This window comes from Nocardioides sp. SYSU D00038 (assembly GCF_016924665.1).
GTDB lineage: Bacteria > Actinomycetota > Actinomycetes > Propionibacteriales > Nocardioidaceae > Nocardioides.
In genome coordinates, this window is the sequence record NZ_JAFFJT010000004.1 from 56,140 (window position 1) to 76,163 (window position 20,024).

Sequence of the window (20,024 nt, forward strand, 5' to 3'; positions counted from 1 at the left end):
GATGCCAGCCTCGACGACCGGCGGGTCCCCCTCGCACGTGTCGACGCCCGACTGGTTCAAGACCGCGGTGTTCTACGAGGTGCTGGTGCGGTCGTTCCGCGACAGCAACGGCGACGGCACCGGCGACTTCCGCGGTCTCACCGAGAAGCTCGACTACCTCGAGTGGCTCGGGGTCGACTGCCTGTGGATCCCGCCGTTCTTCACCTCGCCGCTGCGCGACGGCGGCTACGACGTCGCCGACTACACCGGCGTGCTCCCCGAGATCGGCACGGTCGACGACTTCCACGAGTTCCTCGACGCCGCCCACGCCCGCGGCATCCGGGTGATCATCGACTTCGTCATGAACCACACGAGTGACGCCCACCCGTGGTTCCAGGCCAGCCGCGAGGACCCCGACGGCCCCTACGGCGACTTCTACGTGTGGAGCGACACCGACGAGCTCTACCAGGACGCGCGGATCATCTTCGTCGACACCGAGCCCTCGAACTGGACCTGGGACCCGGTGCGCCAGCAGTACTACTGGCACCGGTTCTTCTCCCACCAGCCCGACCTCAACTTCGACAACCCGAAGGTCCACGAGGAGATGCTGAAGGCGATGGCCTTCTGGCTCGACATGGGCCTCGACGGCTTCCGCCTCGACGCCGTCCCGTACCTCTACGAGCGACCCGGCACCAACGGCGAGAACCTGCCCGAGACCCACGAGATGCTCAAGAAGGTCAGGCGGTTCGTCGACGACAACTACCCCGGCCGGGTGCTGCTGTGCGAGGCCAACCAGTGGCCCGCCGACGTCGTCGAGTACTTCGGCGACCCGGAGACCGGCGGCGACGAGTGCCACATGGCCTTCCACTTCCCGGTGATGCCCCGCATCTTCATGTCGGTGCGGCGGGAGTCGCGGTTCCCGATCTCGGAGATCCTCGAGCAGACCCCGGAGATCCCCGACAACTGCCAGTGGGGCATCTTCCTGCGCAACCACGACGAGCTGACCCTCGAGATGGTCACCGACGAGGACCGCGACTACATGTGGGACGAGTACGCCAAGGACCCCCGCATGAAGGCCAACATCGGCATCCGGCGTCGACTGGCCCCGCTGCTCGACAACGACGTCAACCAGATGGAGCTGTTCACCGCGCTGCTGCTCTCGCTTCCCGGCTCCCCCGTCCTCTACTACGGCGACGAGATCGGCATGGGCGACAACATCTGGCTCGGCGACCGCGACGGCGTCCGCACGCCGATGCAGTGGACCCCCGACCGCAACGCCGGCTTCTCCGCCGCGACCCCCGGCAAGCTGCACCTGCCGGCGATCCAGGACCCCGTCTACGGCTACCAGTCGGTGAACGTCGAGGCCCAGCTGGAGAACCCGTCGTCGCTGCTGCACTGGACCCGGCGGATGATCCAGGCCCGACGCCGCCACCCGGCGTTCGGCCTGGGCACCTTCACCGACCTCGGCGGCTCCAACGCCGCCGTGCTGAGCTACACCCGCGAGTACACCGACGCCGACGGGCGCACCGACGTGCTGCTGTGCGTCAACAACCTCTCCCGCTTCCCGCAGCCCGTCGAGCTCGACCTGCGCCGCTACGAGGGGATGGTGCCGATCGAGCTGCTCGGTGGCGTGCCGTTCCCCTCGATCGGCGAGCTGCCCTACCTGCTCACCCCGGGCGGCTACGGCTTCTACTGGTTCCGGCTGATCAGTCCCGAGCAGCCGGAGGAGGGACCGCTGCTGTGACCGACACCAGCCACCAGGGGGCGGCCTCGCCGTCCCCCGACGACCTGGCCTCCTACCTCGAGCGCACCCGCTGGTTCGGGGGCAAGGGCCGCCCGCTGCGGGTCAGCGACGTGCGCACGCTCGGCGAGGTGCCGGGCCGGCTCGACGACAGCCCGTGGGTCGTCGTCCACGTCGTCGAGGTCAGCTACGACGACGGCCAGCAGCCCGACACCGAGCTCTACCAGGTGCCGCTGGCCCTCTACACCGACCCGCAGGGCCGGCTCGACCACGCCTTCGTCGGCTGGTGGGAGGACCCCGAGCGGGGCTGGGTGCACGCCTACGACGCCCTGCACGACCGCGAGGCGATGGCCTGCTGGCAGCGCGCCTTCTCGGTGAGCACCGCCGGCGAGGCCGCCGACCGCTCCGGGCTGGCATTCCACACCGTGGGCGAGCACGAGATCGACCTCGAGGCGCACTCGACTCTGTTCTCCGGCGAGCAGTCCAACTCCTCGGTGGCCTTCGGCGACGACGCGGTGCTCAAGGTGTTCCGCAAGATCACCCCGGGCCTCAACCCCGACATCCAGATCCACGAGGCGCTGACCCGCGCCGGCTCCGAGCACGTCGCCCCGCTCTACGGCTGGGTCGACGTCGTCGACGAGCCCACCGACTCGGTGGTCCAGCTCGCGATGCTGCAGAAGTTCCTGCGCACCGCCACCGACGGCTGGGACCTGGCGCTGGGCAGCGTGCGCACCCTGTTCGCCGAGCCCGAGACCGCCGCGGCCGAGTCGGGCGGCGACTTCGCCGGCGAGGCCGCCCGCCTCGGTGCGGCGCTGCGCGAGGTCCACGAGCAGCTGCTGGTGCTCGGCACCGACACCGTCGCCGCCCCCGAGGTGGCCGCGGCGATGGTCCGACGGCTGCGCGAGGCCGCCAACGTCGTGCCCGGTCTGGCCGCCCACGTGCAGCGGCTGACCGCCGCCTTCGACCGGGTCGCCGACCTCGGCGAGCTGCCGGTGCAGCGGGTGCACGGCGACCTCCACCTCGGCCAGACCCTGCGCACCGCGCTGGGCTGGAAGATCGTCGACTTCGAGGGAGAGCCCGCCAAGCCGCTGGCCGAGCGGCTGCTGCCCGACTCGGTGTGGCGCGACGTCGCCGGCATGTTGCGCTCCTTCGACTACGCACCCCATGCCGTCACCCGGCAGGGCCGCGACGTCCACGGGGGCGAGGACGCCGTCGAGGAGGCCCAGCTCGTCATCCGCAGCCGCGAGTGGTCGAGCCGGGCGCGCGAGGCGTTCCTCTCGGCGTACGCCGACGGACCGCTGACCGCCGACCAGAAGGTGCTGCTCGACGCCTACGTGGCCGACAAGGCCGTCTACGAGACCGTCTACGAAACCCGCAACCGTCCCACCTGGGTCGAGATCCCGCTCGAGGCCGTGGCCCGGATCGGAGCCGTATGACCACCCCCGCCCGCACCCCCCAGCCCGGCGACCCGCGTCCCGTCGACCCTGCCGACCTCGGTCGGCTCGTCGCCGGTGAGCACGGTGACCCGCACGCCGTGCTCGGCCCCCACCCGCACGGCGGCGCCGTCACCGTGCGGGTGCTCAAGCCCCTGGCCGAGGCCGTGGTGGTGCGCCACCGGGTCGCCGGCGGCGGCTGGGCCGAGGTCGAGCTGGCCCACGAGCAGGACGGCGTCTGGGTCGGCGTGCTGCCGGTGGCCGAGGTGCCGGAGTACCGCGTCGTCACGACCTACGGCGGCTCGCCCGCCGAGGCCGACGACCCCTACCGGTTCCTGCCCACACTGGGCGAGGTCGACCTCCACCTGATCAACGAGGGCCGCCACGAGCAGCTGTGGACCGTGCTCGGCGCCCGGGTGCACCACTACGAGGCACCGGGGGCCGACCCGGTCACCGGGACCGCGTTCGCGGTGTGGGCGCCGGGCGCCCGCGGGGTGCGGCTGGCCACCGAGATCAACGAGTGGGACGTGCGCACGCTGCCGATGCGCCAGCTCGGCACCTCGGGCGTCTGGGAGCTGTTCGTCCCCGGCGTCGGGCACGGCACCACCTACCACTACGACGTGCTCGGCGCCGACGGCGAGTGGCGGCGCAAGGCCGACCCGATGGCGCGGTGGAGCCAGACCGCGCCGGCCACCGCGTCGCGGGTGCACGAGTCGACCTACGCGTGGGGCGACGACGCGTGGATGACCGAGCGCTCCGGGCGTCAGCCGGTGGCCGCCCCGATGTCGGTCTACGAGGTGCACCTCGCCTCCTGGCGGCGGGGCCGCACGTGGGAGCAGCTGGCCGACGAGCTGCCGGCGTACGTCTCCGACCTCGGCTTCACCCACGTCGAGCTGATGCCGGTGATGCAGCACCCGTTCGGCGGCTCGTGGGGCTACCACGTGACGTCGTACTTCGCGGCCGACTCCCGCTTCGGCGACCCCGACGGCTTCAAGCTGCTCGTCGACCGGCTGCACCAGGCGGGCATCGGCGTGATCCTCGACTGGGTGCCGGGCCACTTCGCCACCGACCCGTGGGCGCTGGCGCGCTTCGACGGCACCCCGCTCTACGAGGACCCCAACCCCCAGCGCGGCTGGCACCAGGAGTGGGGCTCCCACATCTTCAACTTCGGCCGCAACGAGGTGCGCAACTTCCTCTACGCCAACGCGATCTACTGGCTCGAGGAGTTCCACGCCGACGGGCTGCGCGTCGACGGCGTCGCCTCGATGCTCTACCTCGACTACGCCCGCCAGCCGGGCGAGTGGTCGCCCAACGTGCACGGCGGTCACGAGAACCTCGAGGCGGTGCAGTTCCTCCAGGAGATGAACGCCACCGTCTACCGCCGGGTCCCCGGCGTGACGACGATCGCGGAGGAGTCGACGTCGTGGCCGCAGGTCACCGGCCCGACGTCCTCGGGCGGGCTCGGCTTCGGCTTCAAGTGGAACATGGGGTGGATGCACGACTCACTGGGCTACCTGCAGCGCGACCCCATCCACCGGGTCCACCACCACAGCGAGATGACCTTCGCGCTGGTCTACGCCTTCGCCGAGAACTTCGTGCTGCCGCTGAGCCACGACGAGGTCGTCCACGGCAAGGGCTCGCTGCTGCGCAAGATGCCCGGCGACCGGTGGCAGCAGCTCGCGACGCTGCGCGCCTACCTCGCCTACATGTGGGCCCACCCCGGCAAGCAGCTGCTGTTCATGGGCGCCGAGATCGGCCAGGAGTCGGAGTGGGCCGAGTCGCGCGAGCTCGACTGGTGGCTGCTGGACCACCCCGAGCACCGCGGGGTGCACGCGCTCGTGCGCGACCTCAACCACGCCTACACCGACACCCCCTCGGTCTGGACCCTCGACAACGACCCCGCGGGCTTCCAGTGGATCGACGCCAACGACGCCGGCCGCAACGTCTTCTCGTTCGTCCGGCGCTCGGGGGGCGACGAGCCCGAGCTGGTGTGCGTCTCGAACTTCTCCCCGCTCCCCCACGACGGCCTGCGGCTCGGGCTGCCCGCGGCGGGCACCTGGGACGAGGTCCTCAACACCGACGCCACCTCCTACACCGGCTCCGGCGTGGGCAACCTCGGCTCGGTCGAGGCGGTGGAGGGCGAGTGGAGCGGCCAGCCCGCCCACGCCGACGTGGTGGTGCCGCCGCTGGCCACCGTGTGGTTCCGCCGCCGCGCCTGATCGACCCTCCCGGTCCCCACTACCCTGTCCTCGTGAGCGATCCGACCACGACCGTGACCGTCAGCGACGGCGTGGCCCGGATCAGCTGGGCACCCGGCGCGGCCGTCGACGACGTCCGTCGCGAGGTCGAGGCGGCGCTCACCGCCCACCCCCGGGTGGAGGCGCACGTCGACCCGGGCGACGAGGCCGCGATGCGGGTCGCGACCTGGGCCGGCATGCGGCGCGAGGGCGTGATGCGCGGGGTGACGGTCGACGACGAGGTCGTCGATCGGGTCGTCTACGCGCGGCTCGCCGACGACCTGCCCGCCCACGAGCCGGAGGGCTTCCGGGCCCTGCTCAACTCGTTCCTGCCGCGCAAGCGCGCGATCGCGCAGATGCTGGTGCGCGACCCCGACGATCGGGTGCTGCTGTGCCAGCTCACCTACAAGTCCGACTGGGACCTGCCCGGCGGCGTGGTCGAGGTGGGTGAGTCACCCCAGCTCGCGGTCGCCCGCGAGGTCGAGGAGGAGCTCGCGCTGACCATCCCCGCCGGGCGGCTGCTGCTCACCGACTGGCTGCCGCCCTGGAGCGGGTGGGACGACGCGCTCTGCCTGGTCTTCGACGGGGGCGTCCACGACGCCTCGCTCACCGACCGCATCGTCAAGGAGGCCCGCGAGATCCGCTCGGCGGCGTTCTGCACCGTCGAGGAGGCCCGGGAGCGGTGCGCGGAGTTCACCGCCCGGCGGTTGGAGTCGGCGCTCGCCAACCTGGGCGGCGCCAGCCCGGCGTACACCGAGAGCGGTCGCTGAACCCCGTCCTGACGACGATTTCACGCGTGCGACCCCTGCTCCGACACGAAATGCGTGGCGGACGGTTCCCGAGAGCGGGGTGGATGCACTAGACATGGCCCACACGACGCATGAGGGGTGTGGTCATGGCAGAGGCACGAGCCCAGGAGGCACAGCTCAAGCCGGGGGCGATCGGCTTCGTCGACGCCGTCGTGATCGGGCTGGCGTCCACGTCGCCGGCGTACTCGCTCGCTGCGATCATCGGCGCCGTCACCGCGCTGGCCGGGGTCAACGCCCCCGGCATCCTGATCGCGTCGTTCGTGCCGATGGCGCTGATCGCCACCGCGTTCCTCTACCTCAACCGGGTCGACCCCGACTGCGGCACGACGTTCAGCTGGGTGACCCGGGCCCTCGGGCCGTGGTTCGGCTGGATCGGCGGCTGGGCGATCATGATGACCGGCGTGCTGATCGTCGGCTCGCTGGCCGACGTCGGCATCCGGTTCGGGCTCTACGGCTTCGGTGAGCTGCTCGGCAGCGACAGCCTGGTCGAGGCCGGCGACAACGCCTGGATCCGGATCCCGCTCGCCGTCGCGCTGGTGCTGCTGATGACGTGGATCTGCGTGCTCGGCACCGACGTCTCGGCCCGCCTGCAGAACGTGCTGATCCTGATCCAGGTCGTCTCGCTGCTGGTCTTCGCCGCGGTCGCCATCTACCGGGCCGTCGACGGCGACAGCCCGCTCGACGAGATCACCCCGTCGCTGGGTTGGCTGAACCCGTTCGGCGCCGGCGGCGCGGCGCTCAGCTCGGGCCTGCTGCTCGGCGTGTTCGCCTACTGGGGCTGGGAATCGGCGGTCAACCTCAGCGAGGAGACGACCGACGGCGACAAGACCCCGGGCCGGGCCGCCCTGCTCTCGACGGTGATGCTGCTGGTGACCTACGTGTCGGTGGCGATCGCCGTCGTCGCGTTCGCCGGCACCCAGTGGCTCGACGACAACGCCGGGGAGGAGGAGTTCGTCTTCGCCTACCTCGCCTCGGAGGTGCTCGGCGGCTTCGACTGGATCCTGCTGCTCTCGGTCTCGACCGCCGCGATCGCCTCCACCCAGACCACGATCCTGCCCGCCTCGCGCACCGGGCTGTCGATGGCGCGGCGCGGCGCGATCCCGCGCCCGATCGGGCGGATCCACCCCACCCACCGCACGCCCGACGTCAGCACCTGGACCGTGGCCGCCATCGCGATCGTCTGGTACGTCGGCATGTACCAGGTCAGCGAGAACGCGCTCTTCGACTCGCTCACCGCGCTGGCCCTGCTGATCGCCTTCTACTACGCCCTCACCGGCATCGCCTGCGCGGTCTACTACCGCAAGCACCTCACCGAGAGCGCTCGCAACCTGGTGCTCATCGGGATCGCGCCGGTGGTCGGCGCCGTGCTGCTGCTCTGGCTGCTGGTGCTCTCGGTGCGCGACATGGCCGACCCCGACAACTCCTACAGCGGCCAGTCCTGGCTGGGCGTCGGCCCGCCGTTGGTCATCGGCGTGGCCGTGTTCCTCGCCGGCGTGGTGTTCATGGTCGTGTGGCGGGTGCAGGACCGACGCTACTGGGACGAGCGACCCTCGCTCCCCGACCCCGACGTGGTGCACGGGCTCAAGGCCCCGCGCCCCGACCCCGACGGACTGGAGGGCTGATCCGATGGCCGTGGTGCTGGGCTACGACGAGTCGCCGGGCGCGGACCGGGCGCTCGAGGTCGCCATCGAGGTGGCGACCAGGTACGGCGAGGAGCTGGTGCTGGTCTACGGCGCCGCCCCGCCGGGCGGCATGGGCGACGAGCTGCGCTCCCACCGCGACGCGCTGCGCGAGATGGGCCGCACCGCCACCTCGCACGCTCTCGAGCGGGCCACCGCCGCCGGGGTGACCGCGCGCGTCGAGCTGGTCGACGCCAAGCCCGCCGACGCGCTGGTGCAGGTGGGCGACCTGGTCGACGCCACGGTCATCGTGGTGGGCACCAACGGCGAGTCACCCATCCGCGGCGCGATGCTCGGCTCGACCCCCCACAAGCTCCTCCACCTGAGCAACCGGCCGGTGCTCTGCGTCCCGGCCGGCTGAGCGGGTCCGCACCGCCACGAGCACGCCCGTCACGAGCAGCAGCCCGCCCACCGCCTCGCCGGCGCTCGGCACCTGGTCGAGCAGCAGCCACGCCGAGGTCATCGCCACCACCGGCGCCAGCAGCACCCAGGGCACCACGGCGGCCGACGGGTTGCGCGCGAGCAGGGTGTTGAAGACGCCGTAGCCGACCAGCGAGGCGAGCACCGCCGTGTAGAGCGTGGAGAGCAGCGCCTGCCACCCGAACGCCGCGAACCCGTCGGCCACCGCGGCCGGCCCGTCGACCAGCAGCGACAGCGCCAGCGCGGGCACCGGCACGACCCCGGCCGACCAGACCGTGAGCGACAGGCCGCCACCGACGCGGGCGGCGCGGGCCACGACGTTGCCGATCCCCCACGACAGCGCACCCAGCAGGCACAGGCCCAGCGCCGCGAGCGGCACCGAGCCGCCGCGCCCGACGGCGACCACGGCCAGCCCGACGCAACCGAGGACGACGCCGGCCACCTGGGCGCCCGAGGGGGTCTCGCGCAGCACCCCGGCGGCGATCACGATCGTGAAGACCACCTGCGCCTGCAGCACCAGGGCCGCCAGGCCGGGCGGGAGACCGGCGGCCATCGAGGCGTAGAGGAAGCCGAACTGGCCCAACGACATGAACACCCCGACGGCCGCGACCGTGCGCCAGGGCGCGGGCGGGCGGCGCAGCCAGAGCGCCGCGGGCAGCAGCACCACCGCGAACCGCACCGCGACGAAGAGCAGCGGTGGCACGCCGGCCATGCCCCAGTCGATGACCACGAAGTTGAAGCCCCAGATCGTGGCCACGAGGGCGGCCAGGAGGGAATCGCGCCGATCCATGCCCGCCATGCTCCCGGCCCGCGACCGTGCAGCACCAGCGAACGTTCGTGCACGGTTTCCGGTAGCGTCACTACATGATCGACCTCGCCGCCCTGGCCGCGCTGCGCGCGGTCGACGTGCACGGTTCGGTGGTCGCGGCCGCCGAGGCCCTGGGCTACACCCCGAGCGCCGTCTCCCAGCAGGTCAAGCGCCTGGAGCGGCAGACCGGCGTACCGCTGCTCGAGCGGGTCGGCCGCGGCGTGATGCTCACCCGCCACGGCCGGCACCTCGTCGACGAGGGCGGCCGGCTGCTCACCGACCTCGAGCGGCTGGAGTCGGTGCTGCACCACCGCGCCGGCGCGGTCGCCGGGCACCTGCGGCTGGCGGCGTTCTCGACCGCGATGCGCGGGCTGGTCGCGCCGGTCGTCAGCTCGCTGCTGCGCGACCACCCGGACCTGTCGGTGGCGCTCACCGAGAAGGAGCCCTGGGACACGATCGCGCTGGTGGCCGCCGGGCACGTCGAGCTCGGCCTGGTGCACGCCTGGGGCCACGTCTCCCTGGCCATCCCCGACCACGTGCACGCGGAGGAGGTCGGCAGCGACCTGGCCGACCTGGTCGTCCACCGCGACCACCCGCTCGCCTCGAAGGCGTGCGTCACCCCGGGCGACCTGGCCGACGTCGACTGGATCGCCACCCCCGTCGAGACCATCTGCCGCGAGTGGCTGGTGCGGATGCACGACGGGACCGGGCGGCTGCCGCGGGTGGTGCACGAGTCGATGGAGTTCGAGTCGCACCTCGCGCTGGTGCGCGCCGGGCTGGGCGTCGCGCTGGTGCCACGGCTCGGCCGGGCCCCGCTGGGCGACCGCCTCGTCGCGGTGGAGGTCACCGACCCGGCGCCCCGCCGGGGCATCCTCGCGGTCCACCGGCGCAGCATGGGCGAGTCACCCGCGGTCGCGGCCACCCTGGCGGCGCTTCGGGCGACCCGTGCCGATCAGGAGCGCGACCGACGCCAGGCGCGCACCCGCGACCAGGCGTAGCCGGCGACCAGCAGCGCGAGCAGCACCACGCCGAGGCGGCGCGCGCCCTCGCCGGTGTCCGGGCCACCGGCCACCAGGCCGGCGAAGTCGTCCGGCGTCACGACCAGCCCCGCGACCAGCGCGACCAGCGCCGTCACCAGGCCCACCACGCCGACCAGCAGCCCGCGTGGCACGGCCCGGTCGCTCAGCCCCACCGCGGCGAGCGCCAGCCAGCCGACGGCTGCGGCGCCCCGGGCGACCACGGTGAGCAGCCCGCGGTGGTCGCCGGACACCAGGTCGACCACCAGCCAGGCGGCCACGGCCAGCCCCACCACGGCCAGCAGCACGCCGGTGATCGCGTAGCGCGTCGTGCCGGTGCGCAGGGCGAGCGGGGTCATCGCGGCCACCTCAGAACAGCGCCGAGGCGAGGTTCTGGCGGCCGCGCAGCACCCGCGGGTCGTCGTTGCCGACCGCCCCGAACAGCCCGATCAGGTGCTCGCGCGCCCGGTCGCGGTCTGCGCCCGCCGTCCGCCGGACCAGCTCGACCAGCCGGGCGAAAGCGTCGTCGACGTGACCCCCGAGCAGGTCGAGGTCGGCGACCAGCGTCTGGGCGTCGACGTCGTCGGGGTTGGCGGCGGCCGCCTCGCGGGCGGCGGCGATGTCGACGCCCTTCGTGCGCAGCAGCACCGTGGCCATCGCCAGCCCCGCGGCCGCCTCGCTGTCGGCGGGGTTGGCGTCGACCAGCTTCTGGTACTCCGCGACCGCGCCCTCGTAGTCGTCGGCCTCCAGGGCGGCCTCGGCGGCGGCGTAGCGCGGGTCACCGGCCGGCTCGCCGTCGACGCCGTCGGCCGGCGCGGCCGAACGGGGCTGGTGGCGACCGGTCATGCCCTGGGCGGTGAGCTGCTGCATCACCTGGTTGAGGGCGCCGCGCAGCTCGTCGATCGGCAGCGCGTCCTGCAGCAGCGGCGCCGGACGGCCGTCGAGCACCGCCACCACGAGCGGCACCGACGGGATCTGCATCGCCTGGGCGATCGCCGGAACCGCGTCGATGTCGACGAGACCGGCGAGGAACCGGCCCTCGTACTCCTCGGCCACCGTCGCCAGGTCGCGCGCCAGCCGCGTGCTCTCCGGCATCCGGCTCGGGGAGTGGAAGGCCAGCAGCACCGGGGCCGTCATCGACGCCTCGACGGTGGACTGGAAGTTCTGCTCGGTGACCTCCACCGAGTACGACGAGCCGCCCGCGACACCGGCCCCGCCGGGAGCGCCGGGGGCACCGGGTGCGCCGGGGGCCGCGGGGCCGCCCGGCGGCGGGGAGGCGGGTCGCTTGAGCGCGGACAGGTCGATCGCGCCCGGACGGGAGAACGGCTGCTGCGTCATGGGGCAATCCTAGGGAGCCGCGCCCGGCGGCCGCGCGTCACCCGGTGTTCGTCCTGCGGTCGGTGACCGGGGCGGCGCGGCGTACGAGGGTGGAGGCATGGCCATCTCTCGGGCGGCCGTCGCCGTCGCCACCTCGCTCGTCCTGCTCGCCCCCGCCACCGCGGTCGCCGGTGGTCGCCACCCCGGACCGCACCCGGACCGCGGGGCCCGTCCCTACCAACCCCACCACCACGGCGCCACCGTCCGGTTCGAGACGTTCAACGCCTCGCTCAACCGCGCCGGCGCGGGTGAGCTGGTGGCCGACCTGTCCACGCGCGACGACGCCCAGGCCGCCACGGTGGCCGAGATCGTCCAGCGCACCCGCCCCGACGTGCTGCTGCTCAACGAGTTCGACTACGTGCCCGGCGGCCGGGCCGTCGACCTGTTCCGCGACAACTACCTCGAGGTCGGCCAGGGCGGGGCCCGCCCCATCCACTACCCCCACGCGTTCGTGGCGCCCTCCAACACCGGCGTCCCGAGCGGGCACGACCTCGACAACAACGGCGCGGTGGGCGGCGGCAACGACGCCTACGGGTTCGGCGAGTTCCCCGGCCAGTACGGCATGGTGGTGCTGAGCCGCTACCCGATCGACCACCGGTCGGCGCGCACCTTCCAGCACTTCCGCTGGGCCGACCTGCCGGGCGCCCTGCTGCCCGACGACCCGGCCACGCCCGCACCGGCCGACTGGTACTCCCCAGCCGAGCTGCGCGACGTACGGCTCTCGAGCAAGTCCCACTGGGACGTGCCCGTGCGGGTCGGGCGACGCACCGTGCACTTCCTCGTCTCGCACCCCACCCCGCCCACCTTCGACGGGACCGAGGACCGCAACGGCACCCGCAACCACGACGAGATCCGGTTCTGGGCCGACTACGTCGCCGGCCGGCGCTACATCTACGACGACCGCGGCCGGCACGGTGGCCTGCCCCGGCACGCGTCGTTCGTGATCGCGGGCGACCAGAACAGCGACCCGCGCGACGGCGACTCGGTGCCCGGCGCCATCCAGCAGCTGCTCGAGCACCCGCGCGTGACCGACCCGCGACCCGCCTCGGCGGGCGGCGCCGACGCCGCGGCGCGGCAGGGCGGCGCCAACCTCACCCACGCGTCGGACCCGCGCCTCGACACCGCCGACTTCGCCGACACCGCTCCGGGCAACCTGCGCGCCGACTACGTGCTGCCGTCGCGCCACCTGCGGGTCCGCGGTGCCGGCGTCTTCTGGCCGGTGCCGTCCGACCCGCTCTCGCGGCTGACCGGCGAGTACCCCTTCCCGAGCTCGGACCACCGGGCCGTCTGGGTCGACGTGCGTCCCTGATCGCTCAACCCCGCTCCCAGCGTCGGACCCGGCCGTCGCGCACCTCGACCTCGTCCGGCGGCCGGGGCGCCGGGTGGTGGCGCAGGTGCTCGAGCAGCGCCGTGCGGCCGAGCACCTCGAGGCGGCGGTCGCGGAACCGGACCTCGGGGTCGAGCAGGTCGGCCAGCGTCGCGAGATCGCCGGCGTCCATCGCCGCCCAAGCGGCCGCGGTCGGCGGCGGCTGCTCCGGCAGGTCGTGCAGCATCCGCGGCGTGCACATCCGCCAGGCGTCGGTGACCAGCTCGCGCATCTCGTCGGGGTCGAGCCGGTCGAGGCGCGCGCACACCCACTGGTAGCGCAGGTCCCGCGCCGGCGGCAGGAAGAACGTGTCCGGGTCGCCGTCCACCAGCCCGTCGCGGGCGTCGCGGGGGTAGCCGAACCCCATCGCGGTCTCGTCGCGGCTGAACGCGCAGAACACGATCTGGCCCACCCGCAGCTTCCAGCGGCCGCCGACCAGGCGCTCGTAGGCCCGCGGCAGCGCCAGCGCCACCGCGCGGACGTCGTCGGAGGTCACCACGACGGCAGCCAAGCACGGCCTGCCGACAGACGGGCCCACGATGCGCCCGAGTCGGCGCTCAGTTGACCCGGGGGCCCCGCAGGCCAGAGCGCTGCACCACCCGCTGGATGGCGAGGTCGCGCTCGTCGGGCCGGCCGACGTAACGGATGTCGCGCAGGCCCTGCTCCTGCGCCGCTGACTCGAAGACGAAGTGGCCGTAGCCGAGGATCCGGCCGGTCACCGGCTTCTTGACGGCGATGTCGAGGATCCGGTGCAGCGGCATGGTGGCCAGGTTGGAGGTGAGCACGCCGTGCACCCGGAAGACCCGCATGTTGGTGATCACGAACCGGTCGCGGTGCTCGCGCAGCGCACCCCACCCGCCGTGCAGCAGCAGCCCGATCGCCAGCAGGAGCAGCAGGCCAGCCAGGTCGAGGTCGACCACGAGCGAGGCCAGCAGCAGCACGAAGGCGCCGGCGAGCTCAGCGAACGGCACCACGAAGGCCACCCAGTGCCGGCGTACCTCGTCGACGATCACCTCGCCCTCGTCACGGAGGAGGTGCTTGCGGATGTTCGGCTCCGTCATCGAGCCGATCGACGTCACGGGCCTGCCCCGGCTACAGCTCGCCGAGGAAGTCGATCAGCGCCCGGAACAGGTCCTGGGTCCAGGTCCAGAGCCCGCCGCCGGCCGACTGCGCGGCGTCAGCGAGGCCGGAGGGATCGGTGAACATCCAGAAGCCGAGGAACACCACGAGGATGGCGACGACCGCCTTCTGCATGGCTCTCTCCTCCGTCGGTGGTGCGGGCACGCCACGAGGGTCCGAGACGCGGCTCGTCACATTGGTACCAAAGCCGGGCGCCCGGACGACGGAGGCGCGCTGGCCTGCCGGCGGGCGGGTCAGCCCGGCCCGGCGCCCCCGGCGATCCGGTCGGCGACGTCCTGCCACTCGCGGGCGTCCTCCTCGTCGTCGCAGCGCCGCGCCAGCTCGGCCAGGTAGGTCGCCGCCTCGCGCCGATCGGCCTCGGGCTCACCGCGACCGGCACCGGTCCAGGCGGCCCGCAGCGCCGCCCGCGCCCGCAGCGGGGCGGCCTCGTCGTCGCCGAGCACCCGCGCCCGGGCCAGCGCCCGGCGCAGTGGCCCGCCGGGGGTGATCGGCTCCTCGGCGTCGATCCGCTCGGGCACCACCCGCCACCAGCTGCCGCCGACGTCGACGACCGTGAACGACGCCCGGTCGCCCTCGCGACCGCGGGGCGGCACGACCCGCGGCACGCCGGTGGTCGGCAGCTCGCCGTACCGGGCCCGCAACCCGGCGGCCCACCGCTCGTAGACCGCCCGCGGGTCGGGCACGACGACCAGGCACGACGCCACCGAGTCGTCGGGCGCCAGACCCGGCACCTCGGCGTAGTGCACCTCGATGCCGTCGTCGTCGCGGAGCACGAGATAGGGCTCGGGCTGCTCGCGGCGGTGCACGACCCCGAACCCCAGCGCGGCCGCGAACCGCTCGGCGTCGTCGAGGGAGGCGCACGGCAGCACCGGCACGGCGCGGGGTGGGCTCACAGGACCGACTCTAGGAAGTTCCGCACCAGGAACCTGAAAGCGGTCAGGAACTGACCTCTATGGCCCGTAGCGTCTTCGTCATGACCACCGATCAGAGCACCCAGACCGATCCCGCCCCCGCGTCCCTGCTCGACCCCGAGCGCGCCGACCTCCTCGACACCCTCCACAAGCACCGCGCCCTGTTCCGCTTCACCGCGCAGGGCATCACCGACGTCCAGGCGGCGGAGCGCACGACCGTCAGCGAGCTCACGCTCGCCGGCCTGGTCAAGCACGTCACCGCCACCGAGCGGATGTGGGCCGACTTCATCGTCGACGGGCCGGCCGAGCTGCCTCAGATCGACTGGGACGCCATCGACTGGACCAACCCGCCGCCTGAGGTGCGGGCGTACCAGGACGCCTTCCGGATGGTCGAGGGCGAGACCCTCGCCGGCCTGCTCGACGACTACGACGCCGTCGCCGCCCGCACCGACGAGCTGGTGCGCACCCTGCCCGACCTCGACGCCTCCCAGCCGCTGCCCGCCGCCCCCTGGTTCCCCGAGGGTGCGCGCTGGTCGGCCCGCCGGGTCCTGCTCCACCTGATCGCCGAGACCACCCAGCACGCCGGCCACGCCGACATCATCCGGGAGTCGCTCGACGGCCAGCGGTCGATGGCCTGACCGGTGCGGTGGTCCCGGACGAAACGGCCCCCTCCGGAGGCCCGGACCCGACCACGTCGTCCGGGACTACCCCAGCGGGCCCGGCGGGATAGTCCCTGACGTTTGCGGCACCTAGCCGGCCCGCCGACCCCGGAAACGTCAGGGACTATCCCCGCCGCGGGCCGGTAGTCCCGGACGAAATGGCCCCCACCAGCGGGTCGGACCCGACCACAACGTCCGGGACTACCCCCGCGGGGCGGACTCGAGCAGGCGGTCCGCGGCGGCGTAGGGGTCGGTCTCGCCGCCGACGACGGCGGCCGCGAGGACGTCGAGGTCGGTGGCACCGTGTACGCCGGCCCACCCGGCGCGCAGCGCGGTAAGGGCGATGGCCTCGATCTCGTCACGGGCCCGGCGGACCCGGCGGCGCTCGAGCTCGCCGTGCTCGCTGAGCCAGGCGTGGTGGTCGTCGAGGGCGGCCACGACCTCCGCGACGCCGCGACCCGACTGGGCCACCGTGGCGAGCACCGGCGGCCGCCAGGCCCCCTCGGTCCGCTCGGCCAGCTTCAGCATCGAGCGCAGGTCGCGGCGCACCTGGTCGGCGCCGTCGCGGTCGGCCTTGTTGACGACGTAGAGGTCGCCGATCTCGAGGATCCCGGCCTTGGCCGCCTGGATCCCGTCGCCGAGTCCGGGCGCGAGCAGCACGACCGTCGTGTCGGCGAGCCCGGCGACCTCGACCTCCGACTGCCCCACGCCGACGGTCTCGATCAGCACCACGTCGAAGCCGGCCGCGTCGAGCACCCGCAGCGCCTGCGGCGTCGTCCAGGCCAGACCGCCGAGGTGCCCGCGGGCCGCCATCGAGCGGATGTAGACGCCCTCGTCGAGCGCGTGGTCGCCCATCCGCACCCGGTCGCCGAGCAGCGCGCCCCCGGAGAACGGCGACGACGGGTCCACGGCGAGCACACCGACCCGGCGCCCCGCCGCCCGCAGCTCGCGGACCAGCGCGTTGGTCGAGGTCGACTTGCCCACGCCCGGCGAGCCGGTGATGCCCACGACCCGCGCCCGGCTGCCGTACGGCGCCAGCGCGGCCATCACCTCGCGCAGCAGCGGTGACTCGTCCTCGACCAGCGAGATCAGCCGCGCGACGGCCCGGGACTCACCGTCCCGGGCCCGCGCGACGAGGTCGGGGACCTGCTCAGCCCTGCGGGACACGCACGATCAGCGCGTCGCCCTGCCCGCCGCCACCGCACAGCGCGGCCGCGCCGACGCCGCCGCCGCGGCGCTTGAGCTCCAGCGCGAGGTGCAGCACGACGCGGGCGCCGGACATGCCGACCGGGTGGCCGAGCGCGATCGCGCCGCCGTTGACGTTGACCCTCGACTCGTCCAGGCCCAGGGCGCGGGTCGACTCGATGCCCACCGCTGCGAACGCCTCGTTGAACTCCACCAGGTCGAGGTCGGTGGGCGCGATGCCCTCCTTCTCGCAGGCCCGCTTGGTGGCGTTGGCCGGCTGCAGCTGGAGGCTGGAGTCGGGGCCGGCGACCATGCCGTGCGCGCCGATCTCGGCCAGCCACTCCAGGCCGAGCTCCTCGGCCTTGGCCTTGCTCATCACGACCACCGCGCAGGCGCCGTCGGAGATCTGCGAGGCCGAGCCGGCGGTGATGGTGCCGTCCTTGGCGAACGCCGCGGGCAGGCGGCCCAGCGACTCGGCGGTGGTGTCGCCGCGCACGCCCTCGTCGGCGGTCACCACGACCGGGTCGCCCTTGCGCTGCGGGATCGAGACCGGCACGACCTCGTCGTCGAAGACGCCGTTCTTCCACGCCGCGGCGGCCTTCTGGTGCGAGGCGGCGGCGAACGCGTCCTGCTCCTCGCGGGTGAGCTTCACGCCCTCGGCGTTGACCTGCTCGGTCAGCCCGCCCATCGCCTGCTGGGTGGCCTGGTCGTAGAGCGCGTCGTACGCCATCGAGTCCACGAGCTTGGTGTCGCCGAACTTCACGCCCTCGCGCGAGCCGGCGAGGAAGTGGGGGGCCTGGGTCATCGACTCCATGCCGCCGGCCACGACGACCTCGTGCTCGCCGGCGCGGATCAGCTGGTCGGCCATCGCGATGGCGTTGAGGCCCGACAGGCACACCTTGTTGATGGTGATCGAGGGGATGTTCCAGGGCAGGCCCGCGGCGATGCCGGCCTTGCGGGCGGGGTTCTGGCCGGCCCCGGCCAGGATCACCTGGCCCATGATCAGGTAGTCGACCTGGTCGCCGGAGATCCCGGCCTTCTCCAGCGCTCCCTTGATCGCGACCCCGCCCAGGTCGGCGGCCGACTGGGACTTCAGGCCGCCGAGCAGGCGGCCGATCGGGGTGCGCGCACCGGCGACGATGACACTGGTCTGACGGGCGTCGGACATGACTTTCCTCCAGTGGGGAACGAGAGCGGGCCTCCTCGGCACGGGCACCGGCTCCTTGGCGACGATACTCACCGGTCACATCGCTGGCCATGGGCTGCGCAGGGGCGCTCGTGAGGCACATGTCACAACCTGCTGCTGCGGCCGCGGCCGTCGTACGACCATGAGCGCATGACCTCCGACCTGCTGCAGCTGCCCCAGCACCTGTTCACCGCGATCGACCACGTCGGCATCGCCGTGCCGGATCTCGACGAGGCCATCTCCTTCTACGAGCGGACCTTCGGCATGCGGCTCGCGCACCAGGAGGTCAACGAGGAGCAGGGCGTGCGCGAGGCGATGATGGCGGTCGGTGACTCCGGTTCCCACATCCAGCTGCTGGCGCCGCTGAACGAGGAGTCGACGATCGCCAAGTTCCTCGACCGCAGCGGCCCGGGCGTGCAGCAGATGGCCTACCGGGTCACCGACGTCGAGGCGGTCAGCGAGATCCTGCGCGAGCGCGGCGTCCGCCTGCTCTACGACGCCCCACGGCGCGGCACGTCGGACTCCCGGATCAACTTCATCCACCCCAAGGACGCCGGCGGCGTGCTCGTGGAGCTGGTCGAGCCGGCCGCCGAAGCCCACTGACGATTAGGTCACACGGGGATGCCTCCCGCTGTTACCCATGAGTAATCTCGGCCCCCAACCGCCCGACGCCTGACCCTGACCCCCAGGAGCCCGACGTGCAGCACATCCTCGACGCGATCCTCGCCGGCGACACCGCGACGGAGGACTTCGCGAACCTGGAGATCCCCGAGTCCTACCGGGCCGTGACGGTCCACAAGGACGAGGTCGACATGTTCGAGGGGGTGGCCTCCCGCGACAAGGACCCCCGCAAGTCGCTGCACGTCGAGGACGTCGCGCTGCCCGAGCTGGGCCCGGGCGAGGCCCTGGTGGCCGTGATGGCCAGCGCCATCAACTACAACACCGTCTGGACCTCGATCTTCGAGCCGGTCTCGACCTTCGGCTTCCTCGAGCGCTACGGGCGCCTCTCGCCGCTCACCGCGCGCCACGACCTGCCGTACCACGTGGTCGGCTCCGACCTCTCCGGCGTGGTGCTGCGCACCGGGCCCGGCGTGACGAAGTGGAAGCCGGGCCAGGAGGTCGTGGCCCACTGCCTCTCGGTCGAGCTCGAGGACTCCGACGGACACGACGACACCATGCTCGACCCCCAGCAGCGGATCTGGGGCTTCGAGACCAACTTCGGCGGGCTCGCGCACGTCGCGCTGGTCAAGGCCAACCAGCTGATGCCCAAGCCCGACCACCTCACCTGGGAGGAGGCCGCCTCCCCCGGGCTGGTCAACTGCACGGCGTACCGCCAGCTGGTCAGCAAGAACGGCGGCGCGATGAAGCAGGGCGACAACGTGCTGATCTGGGGGGCCTCCGGAGGCCTCGGCGGCTTCGCGACCCAGTACGCGCTCAACGGCGGCGCCAACCCGGTCTGCGTGGTCTCCAACGAGGAGAAGGCCGAGATCTGCCGCTCGATGGGCGCGGAGATGATCATCAACCGCTCCGAGGCCGGCCTGAGGTTCTGGAAGGACGAGCACACCCAGGACCCGAAGGAGTGGCGCCGGTTCGGCGGCATGATCCGCGAGCTCACCGGCGGCGAGGACATCGACATCGTCTTCGAGCACCCCGGCCGCGAGACCTTCGGGGCCTCGGTCTACGTCACCCGCAAGGGCGGCACCATCACCACCTGCGCGTCGACCAGCGGCTACATGCACGAGTACGACAACCGCTACCTGTGGATGAACCTCAAGCGGATCGTCTCGAGCCACTTCGCCAACTACCGCGAGTCGTGGGAGGCCAACCGGCTGGTCGCCAAGGGCAAGATCCACCCGACGCTGTCGCGCACCTACTCCCTCGACGAGGTCGGCCAGGCCGCGCTCGACGTCCACCGCAACGCCCACCAGGGCAAGGTCGGCGTCCTCTGCCTCGCCCCCGAGGAGGGCCTCGGCGTGCGCGACGCCGAGCTGCGCGCGAAGCACGAGAAGGAGATCAACCGCTTCCGCGGTGTCTGATCCACGTGGTGGGGAGACGGGTCGGGGCCGGGGTGGGCTGAC

Annotated in this window: 20 protein-coding genes; 11 read left to right on the top strand and 9 right to left on the bottom strand. The window is 73.0% G+C overall.

What is annotated here, in order from left to right:
* Position 1 precedes the first annotated feature (1 nt).
* The 6 genes from treS (at position 2) to JT721_RS00610 (ending at position 8,239) form a co-directional block, all read left to right on the top strand.
* Positions 2-1,723, top strand: a complete 1,722-nt coding sequence (gene treS / locus JT721_RS00585; RefSeq protein WP_240339871.1) for a maltose alpha-D-glucosyltransferase — start codon at positions 2-4, stop codon at positions 1,721-1,723.
* Positions 1,720-3,156: a hypothetical protein gene (locus tag JT721_RS00590; protein WP_307827745.1), complete on the top strand. Its 1,437-nt coding sequence runs from the start codon at positions 1,720-1,722 to the stop codon at positions 3,154-3,156. Before treS ends, JT721_RS00590 begins: the two co-directional genes overlap by 4 nt.
* Entirely contained in the window at positions 3,153-5,372 is a 2,220-nt protein-coding gene (gene glgB, locus JT721_RS00595; RefSeq protein ID WP_205470946.1) for a 1,4-alpha-glucan branching protein GlgB, read from the top strand. Before JT721_RS00590 ends, glgB begins: the two co-directional genes overlap by 4 nt.
* 32 nt (positions 5,373-5,404) lie before the next feature.
* Entirely contained in the window at positions 5,405-6,160 is a 756-nt protein-coding gene (locus JT721_RS00600) for an NUDIX hydrolase (RefSeq protein WP_205470947.1), read from the top strand.
* Positions 6,161-6,285: 125 nt separating this feature from the next.
* Complete coding sequence (locus JT721_RS00605) at positions 6,286-7,821, top strand: APC family permease (RefSeq protein ID WP_205470948.1); 1,536 nt, start codon at positions 6,286-6,288, stop codon at positions 7,819-7,821.
* Between the two features lie 4 nt (positions 7,822-7,825).
* Positions 7,826-8,239: a universal stress protein gene (locus JT721_RS00610; protein WP_205470949.1), complete on the top strand. Its 414-nt coding sequence runs from the start codon at positions 7,826-7,828 to the stop codon at positions 8,237-8,239.
* Here JT721_RS00610 and JT721_RS00615 read toward each other — a convergent pair.
* Positions 8,150-9,088 carry an EamA family transporter gene (locus tag JT721_RS00615; protein ID WP_205470950.1) on the bottom strand — a complete coding sequence of 313 codons (939 nt, stop codon included), beginning with the start codon at positions 9,086-9,088 and terminating at the stop codon, positions 8,150-8,152. The genes JT721_RS00610 and JT721_RS00615 overlap by 90 nt on opposite strands.
* A 74-nt stretch (positions 9,089-9,162) precedes the next feature.
* Between JT721_RS00615 and JT721_RS00620 the strand changes: the two genes are divergently transcribed.
* The gene (locus tag JT721_RS00620) at positions 9,163-10,104 is read left to right on the top strand and encodes a LysR family transcriptional regulator (RefSeq protein WP_205470951.1); all 942 of its coding nucleotides are present in this window, start codon (positions 9,163-9,165) and stop codon (positions 10,102-10,104) included.
* Here JT721_RS00620 and JT721_RS00625 read toward each other — a convergent pair.
* Together JT721_RS00625 and JT721_RS00630 are read right to left on the bottom strand one after the other, a co-directional pair.
* The gene (locus tag JT721_RS00625) at positions 10,059-10,481 is read right to left on the bottom strand and encodes a hypothetical protein (RefSeq protein WP_205470952.1); all 423 of its coding nucleotides are present in this window, start codon (positions 10,479-10,481) and stop codon (positions 10,059-10,061) included. The genes JT721_RS00620 and JT721_RS00625 overlap by 46 nt on opposite strands.
* Before the next feature lie 10 nt (positions 10,482-10,491).
* Positions 10,492-11,460: a tetratricopeptide repeat protein gene (locus JT721_RS00630; RefSeq protein WP_205470953.1), complete on the bottom strand. Its 969-nt coding sequence runs from the start codon at positions 11,458-11,460 to the stop codon at positions 10,492-10,494.
* A 97-nt stretch (positions 11,461-11,557) separates the two neighbouring features.
* On the opposite strand from JT721_RS00630, the gene JT721_RS00635 reads away from it, so the two are divergent.
* Positions 11,558-12,808, top strand: a complete 1,251-nt coding sequence (locus tag JT721_RS00635) for an endonuclease/exonuclease/phosphatase family protein (protein ID WP_205470954.1) — start codon at positions 11,558-11,560, stop codon at positions 12,806-12,808.
* 4 nt (positions 12,809-12,812) lie between these two features.
* Here the strand turns inward: JT721_RS00635 and JT721_RS00640 are convergent, their stop codons facing one another.
* The 4 genes from JT721_RS00640 to JT721_RS00655 all read right to left on the bottom strand — a co-directional run bounded on the left by JT721_RS00640 (position 12,813) and on the right by JT721_RS00655 (position 14,898).
* Positions 12,813-13,364 carry an MmcQ/YjbR family DNA-binding protein gene (locus JT721_RS00640; protein WP_205470955.1) on the bottom strand — a complete coding sequence of 184 codons (552 nt, stop codon included), beginning with the start codon at positions 13,362-13,364 and terminating at the stop codon, positions 12,813-12,815.
* Positions 13,365-13,422: 58 nt separating this feature from the next.
* Positions 13,423-13,926: a PH domain-containing protein gene (locus JT721_RS00645; RefSeq protein WP_205470956.1), complete on the bottom strand. Its 504-nt coding sequence runs from the start codon at positions 13,924-13,926 to the stop codon at positions 13,423-13,425.
* A 31-nt stretch (positions 13,927-13,957) separates the two neighbouring features.
* Complete coding sequence (locus JT721_RS00650; protein WP_205470957.1) at positions 13,958-14,119, bottom strand: hypothetical protein; 162 nt, start codon at positions 14,117-14,119, stop codon at positions 13,958-13,960.
* A gap of 119 nt (positions 14,120-14,238) precedes the next feature.
* Positions 14,239-14,898, bottom strand: a complete 660-nt coding sequence (locus JT721_RS00655; RefSeq protein ID WP_205470958.1) for a VOC family protein — start codon at positions 14,896-14,898, stop codon at positions 14,239-14,241.
* A gap of 80 nt (positions 14,899-14,978) precedes the next feature.
* Between JT721_RS00655 and JT721_RS00660 the strand changes: the two genes are divergently transcribed.
* Positions 14,979-15,554: a DinB family protein gene (locus JT721_RS00660; RefSeq protein WP_205470959.1), complete on the top strand. Its 576-nt coding sequence runs from the start codon at positions 14,979-14,981 to the stop codon at positions 15,552-15,554.
* A 222-nt stretch (positions 15,555-15,776) separates the two neighbouring features.
* Here JT721_RS00660 and meaB read toward each other — a convergent pair whose 3' ends face one another.
* A complete protein-coding gene (meaB, locus tag JT721_RS00665) occupies positions 15,777-16,742 on the bottom strand; it encodes a methylmalonyl Co-A mutase-associated GTPase MeaB (RefSeq protein ID WP_205470960.1) in 966 nt (321 codons plus the stop codon).
* On the bottom strand, positions 16,726-17,928 hold the full coding sequence (locus JT721_RS00670; RefSeq protein ID WP_205470961.1) for an acetyl-CoA C-acetyltransferase: 1,203 nt from the start codon (positions 17,926-17,928) through the stop codon (positions 16,726-16,728). Before JT721_RS00670 ends, meaB begins: the two co-directional genes overlap by 17 nt.
* Positions 17,929-18,096: 168 nt before the next feature.
* Between JT721_RS00670 and mce the strand changes: the two genes are divergently transcribed.
* Both mce and ccrA read left to right on the top strand, forming a co-directional pair.
* Entirely contained in the window at positions 18,097-18,549 is a 453-nt protein-coding gene (gene mce / locus JT721_RS00675; RefSeq protein ID WP_205470962.1) for a methylmalonyl-CoA epimerase, read from the top strand.
* Positions 18,550-18,644: 95 nt separating this feature from the next.
* Positions 18,645-19,982, top strand: a complete 1,338-nt coding sequence (gene ccrA, locus JT721_RS00680; RefSeq protein WP_205470963.1) for a crotonyl-CoA carboxylase/reductase — start codon at positions 18,645-18,647, stop codon at positions 19,980-19,982.
* Positions 19,983-20,024: the final 42 nt, after the last annotated feature.

Excerpts from the sequence above, each read along its gene's own strand:
- treS (WP_240339871.1), top strand. The coding sequence starts at position 2 with ATGCCAGCCTCGACGACCGGCGGGTCCCCCTCGCACGTGTCGACGCCC.
- glgB (WP_205470946.1), top strand. The coding sequence starts at position 3,153 with ATGACCACCCCCGCCCGCACCCCCCAGCCCGGCGACCCGCGTCCCGTC.
- JT721_RS00605 (WP_205470948.1), top strand. The coding sequence starts at position 6,286 with ATGGCAGAGGCACGAGCCCAGGAGGCACAGCTCAAGCCGGGGGCGATC.
- JT721_RS00610 (WP_205470949.1), top strand. The coding sequence starts at position 7,826 with ATGGCCGTGGTGCTGGGCTACGACGAGTCGCCGGGCGCGGACCGGGCG.
- JT721_RS00615 (WP_205470950.1), bottom strand. The coding sequence starts at position 9,088 with ATGGATCGGCGCGATTCCCTCCTGGCCGCCCTCGTGGCCACGATCTGG.
- JT721_RS00620 (WP_205470951.1), top strand. The coding sequence starts at position 9,163 with ATGATCGACCTCGCCGCCCTGGCCGCGCTGCGCGCGGTCGACGTGCAC.
- JT721_RS00625 (WP_205470952.1), bottom strand. The coding sequence starts at position 10,481 with ATGACCCCGCTCGCCCTGCGCACCGGCACGACGCGCTACGCGATCACC.
- JT721_RS00630 (WP_205470953.1), bottom strand. The coding sequence starts at position 11,460 with ATGACGCAGCAGCCGTTCTCCCGTCCGGGCGCGATCGACCTGTCCGCG.
- JT721_RS00635 (WP_205470954.1), top strand. The coding sequence starts at position 11,558 with ATGGCCATCTCTCGGGCGGCCGTCGCCGTCGCCACCTCGCTCGTCCTG.
- JT721_RS00645 (WP_205470956.1), bottom strand. The coding sequence starts at position 13,926 with ATGACGGAGCCGAACATCCGCAAGCACCTCCTCCGTGACGAGGGCGAG.
- JT721_RS00650 (WP_205470957.1), bottom strand. The coding sequence starts at position 14,119 with ATGCAGAAGGCGGTCGTCGCCATCCTCGTGGTGTTCCTCGGCTTCTGG.
- JT721_RS00660 (WP_205470959.1), top strand. The coding sequence starts at position 14,979 with ATGACCACCGATCAGAGCACCCAGACCGATCCCGCCCCCGCGTCCCTG.
- JT721_RS00670 (WP_205470961.1), bottom strand. The coding sequence starts at position 17,928 with ATGTCCGACGCCCGTCAGACCAGTGTCATCGTCGCCGGTGCGCGCACC.
- mce (WP_205470962.1), top strand. The coding sequence starts at position 18,097 with ATGACCTCCGACCTGCTGCAGCTGCCCCAGCACCTGTTCACCGCGATC.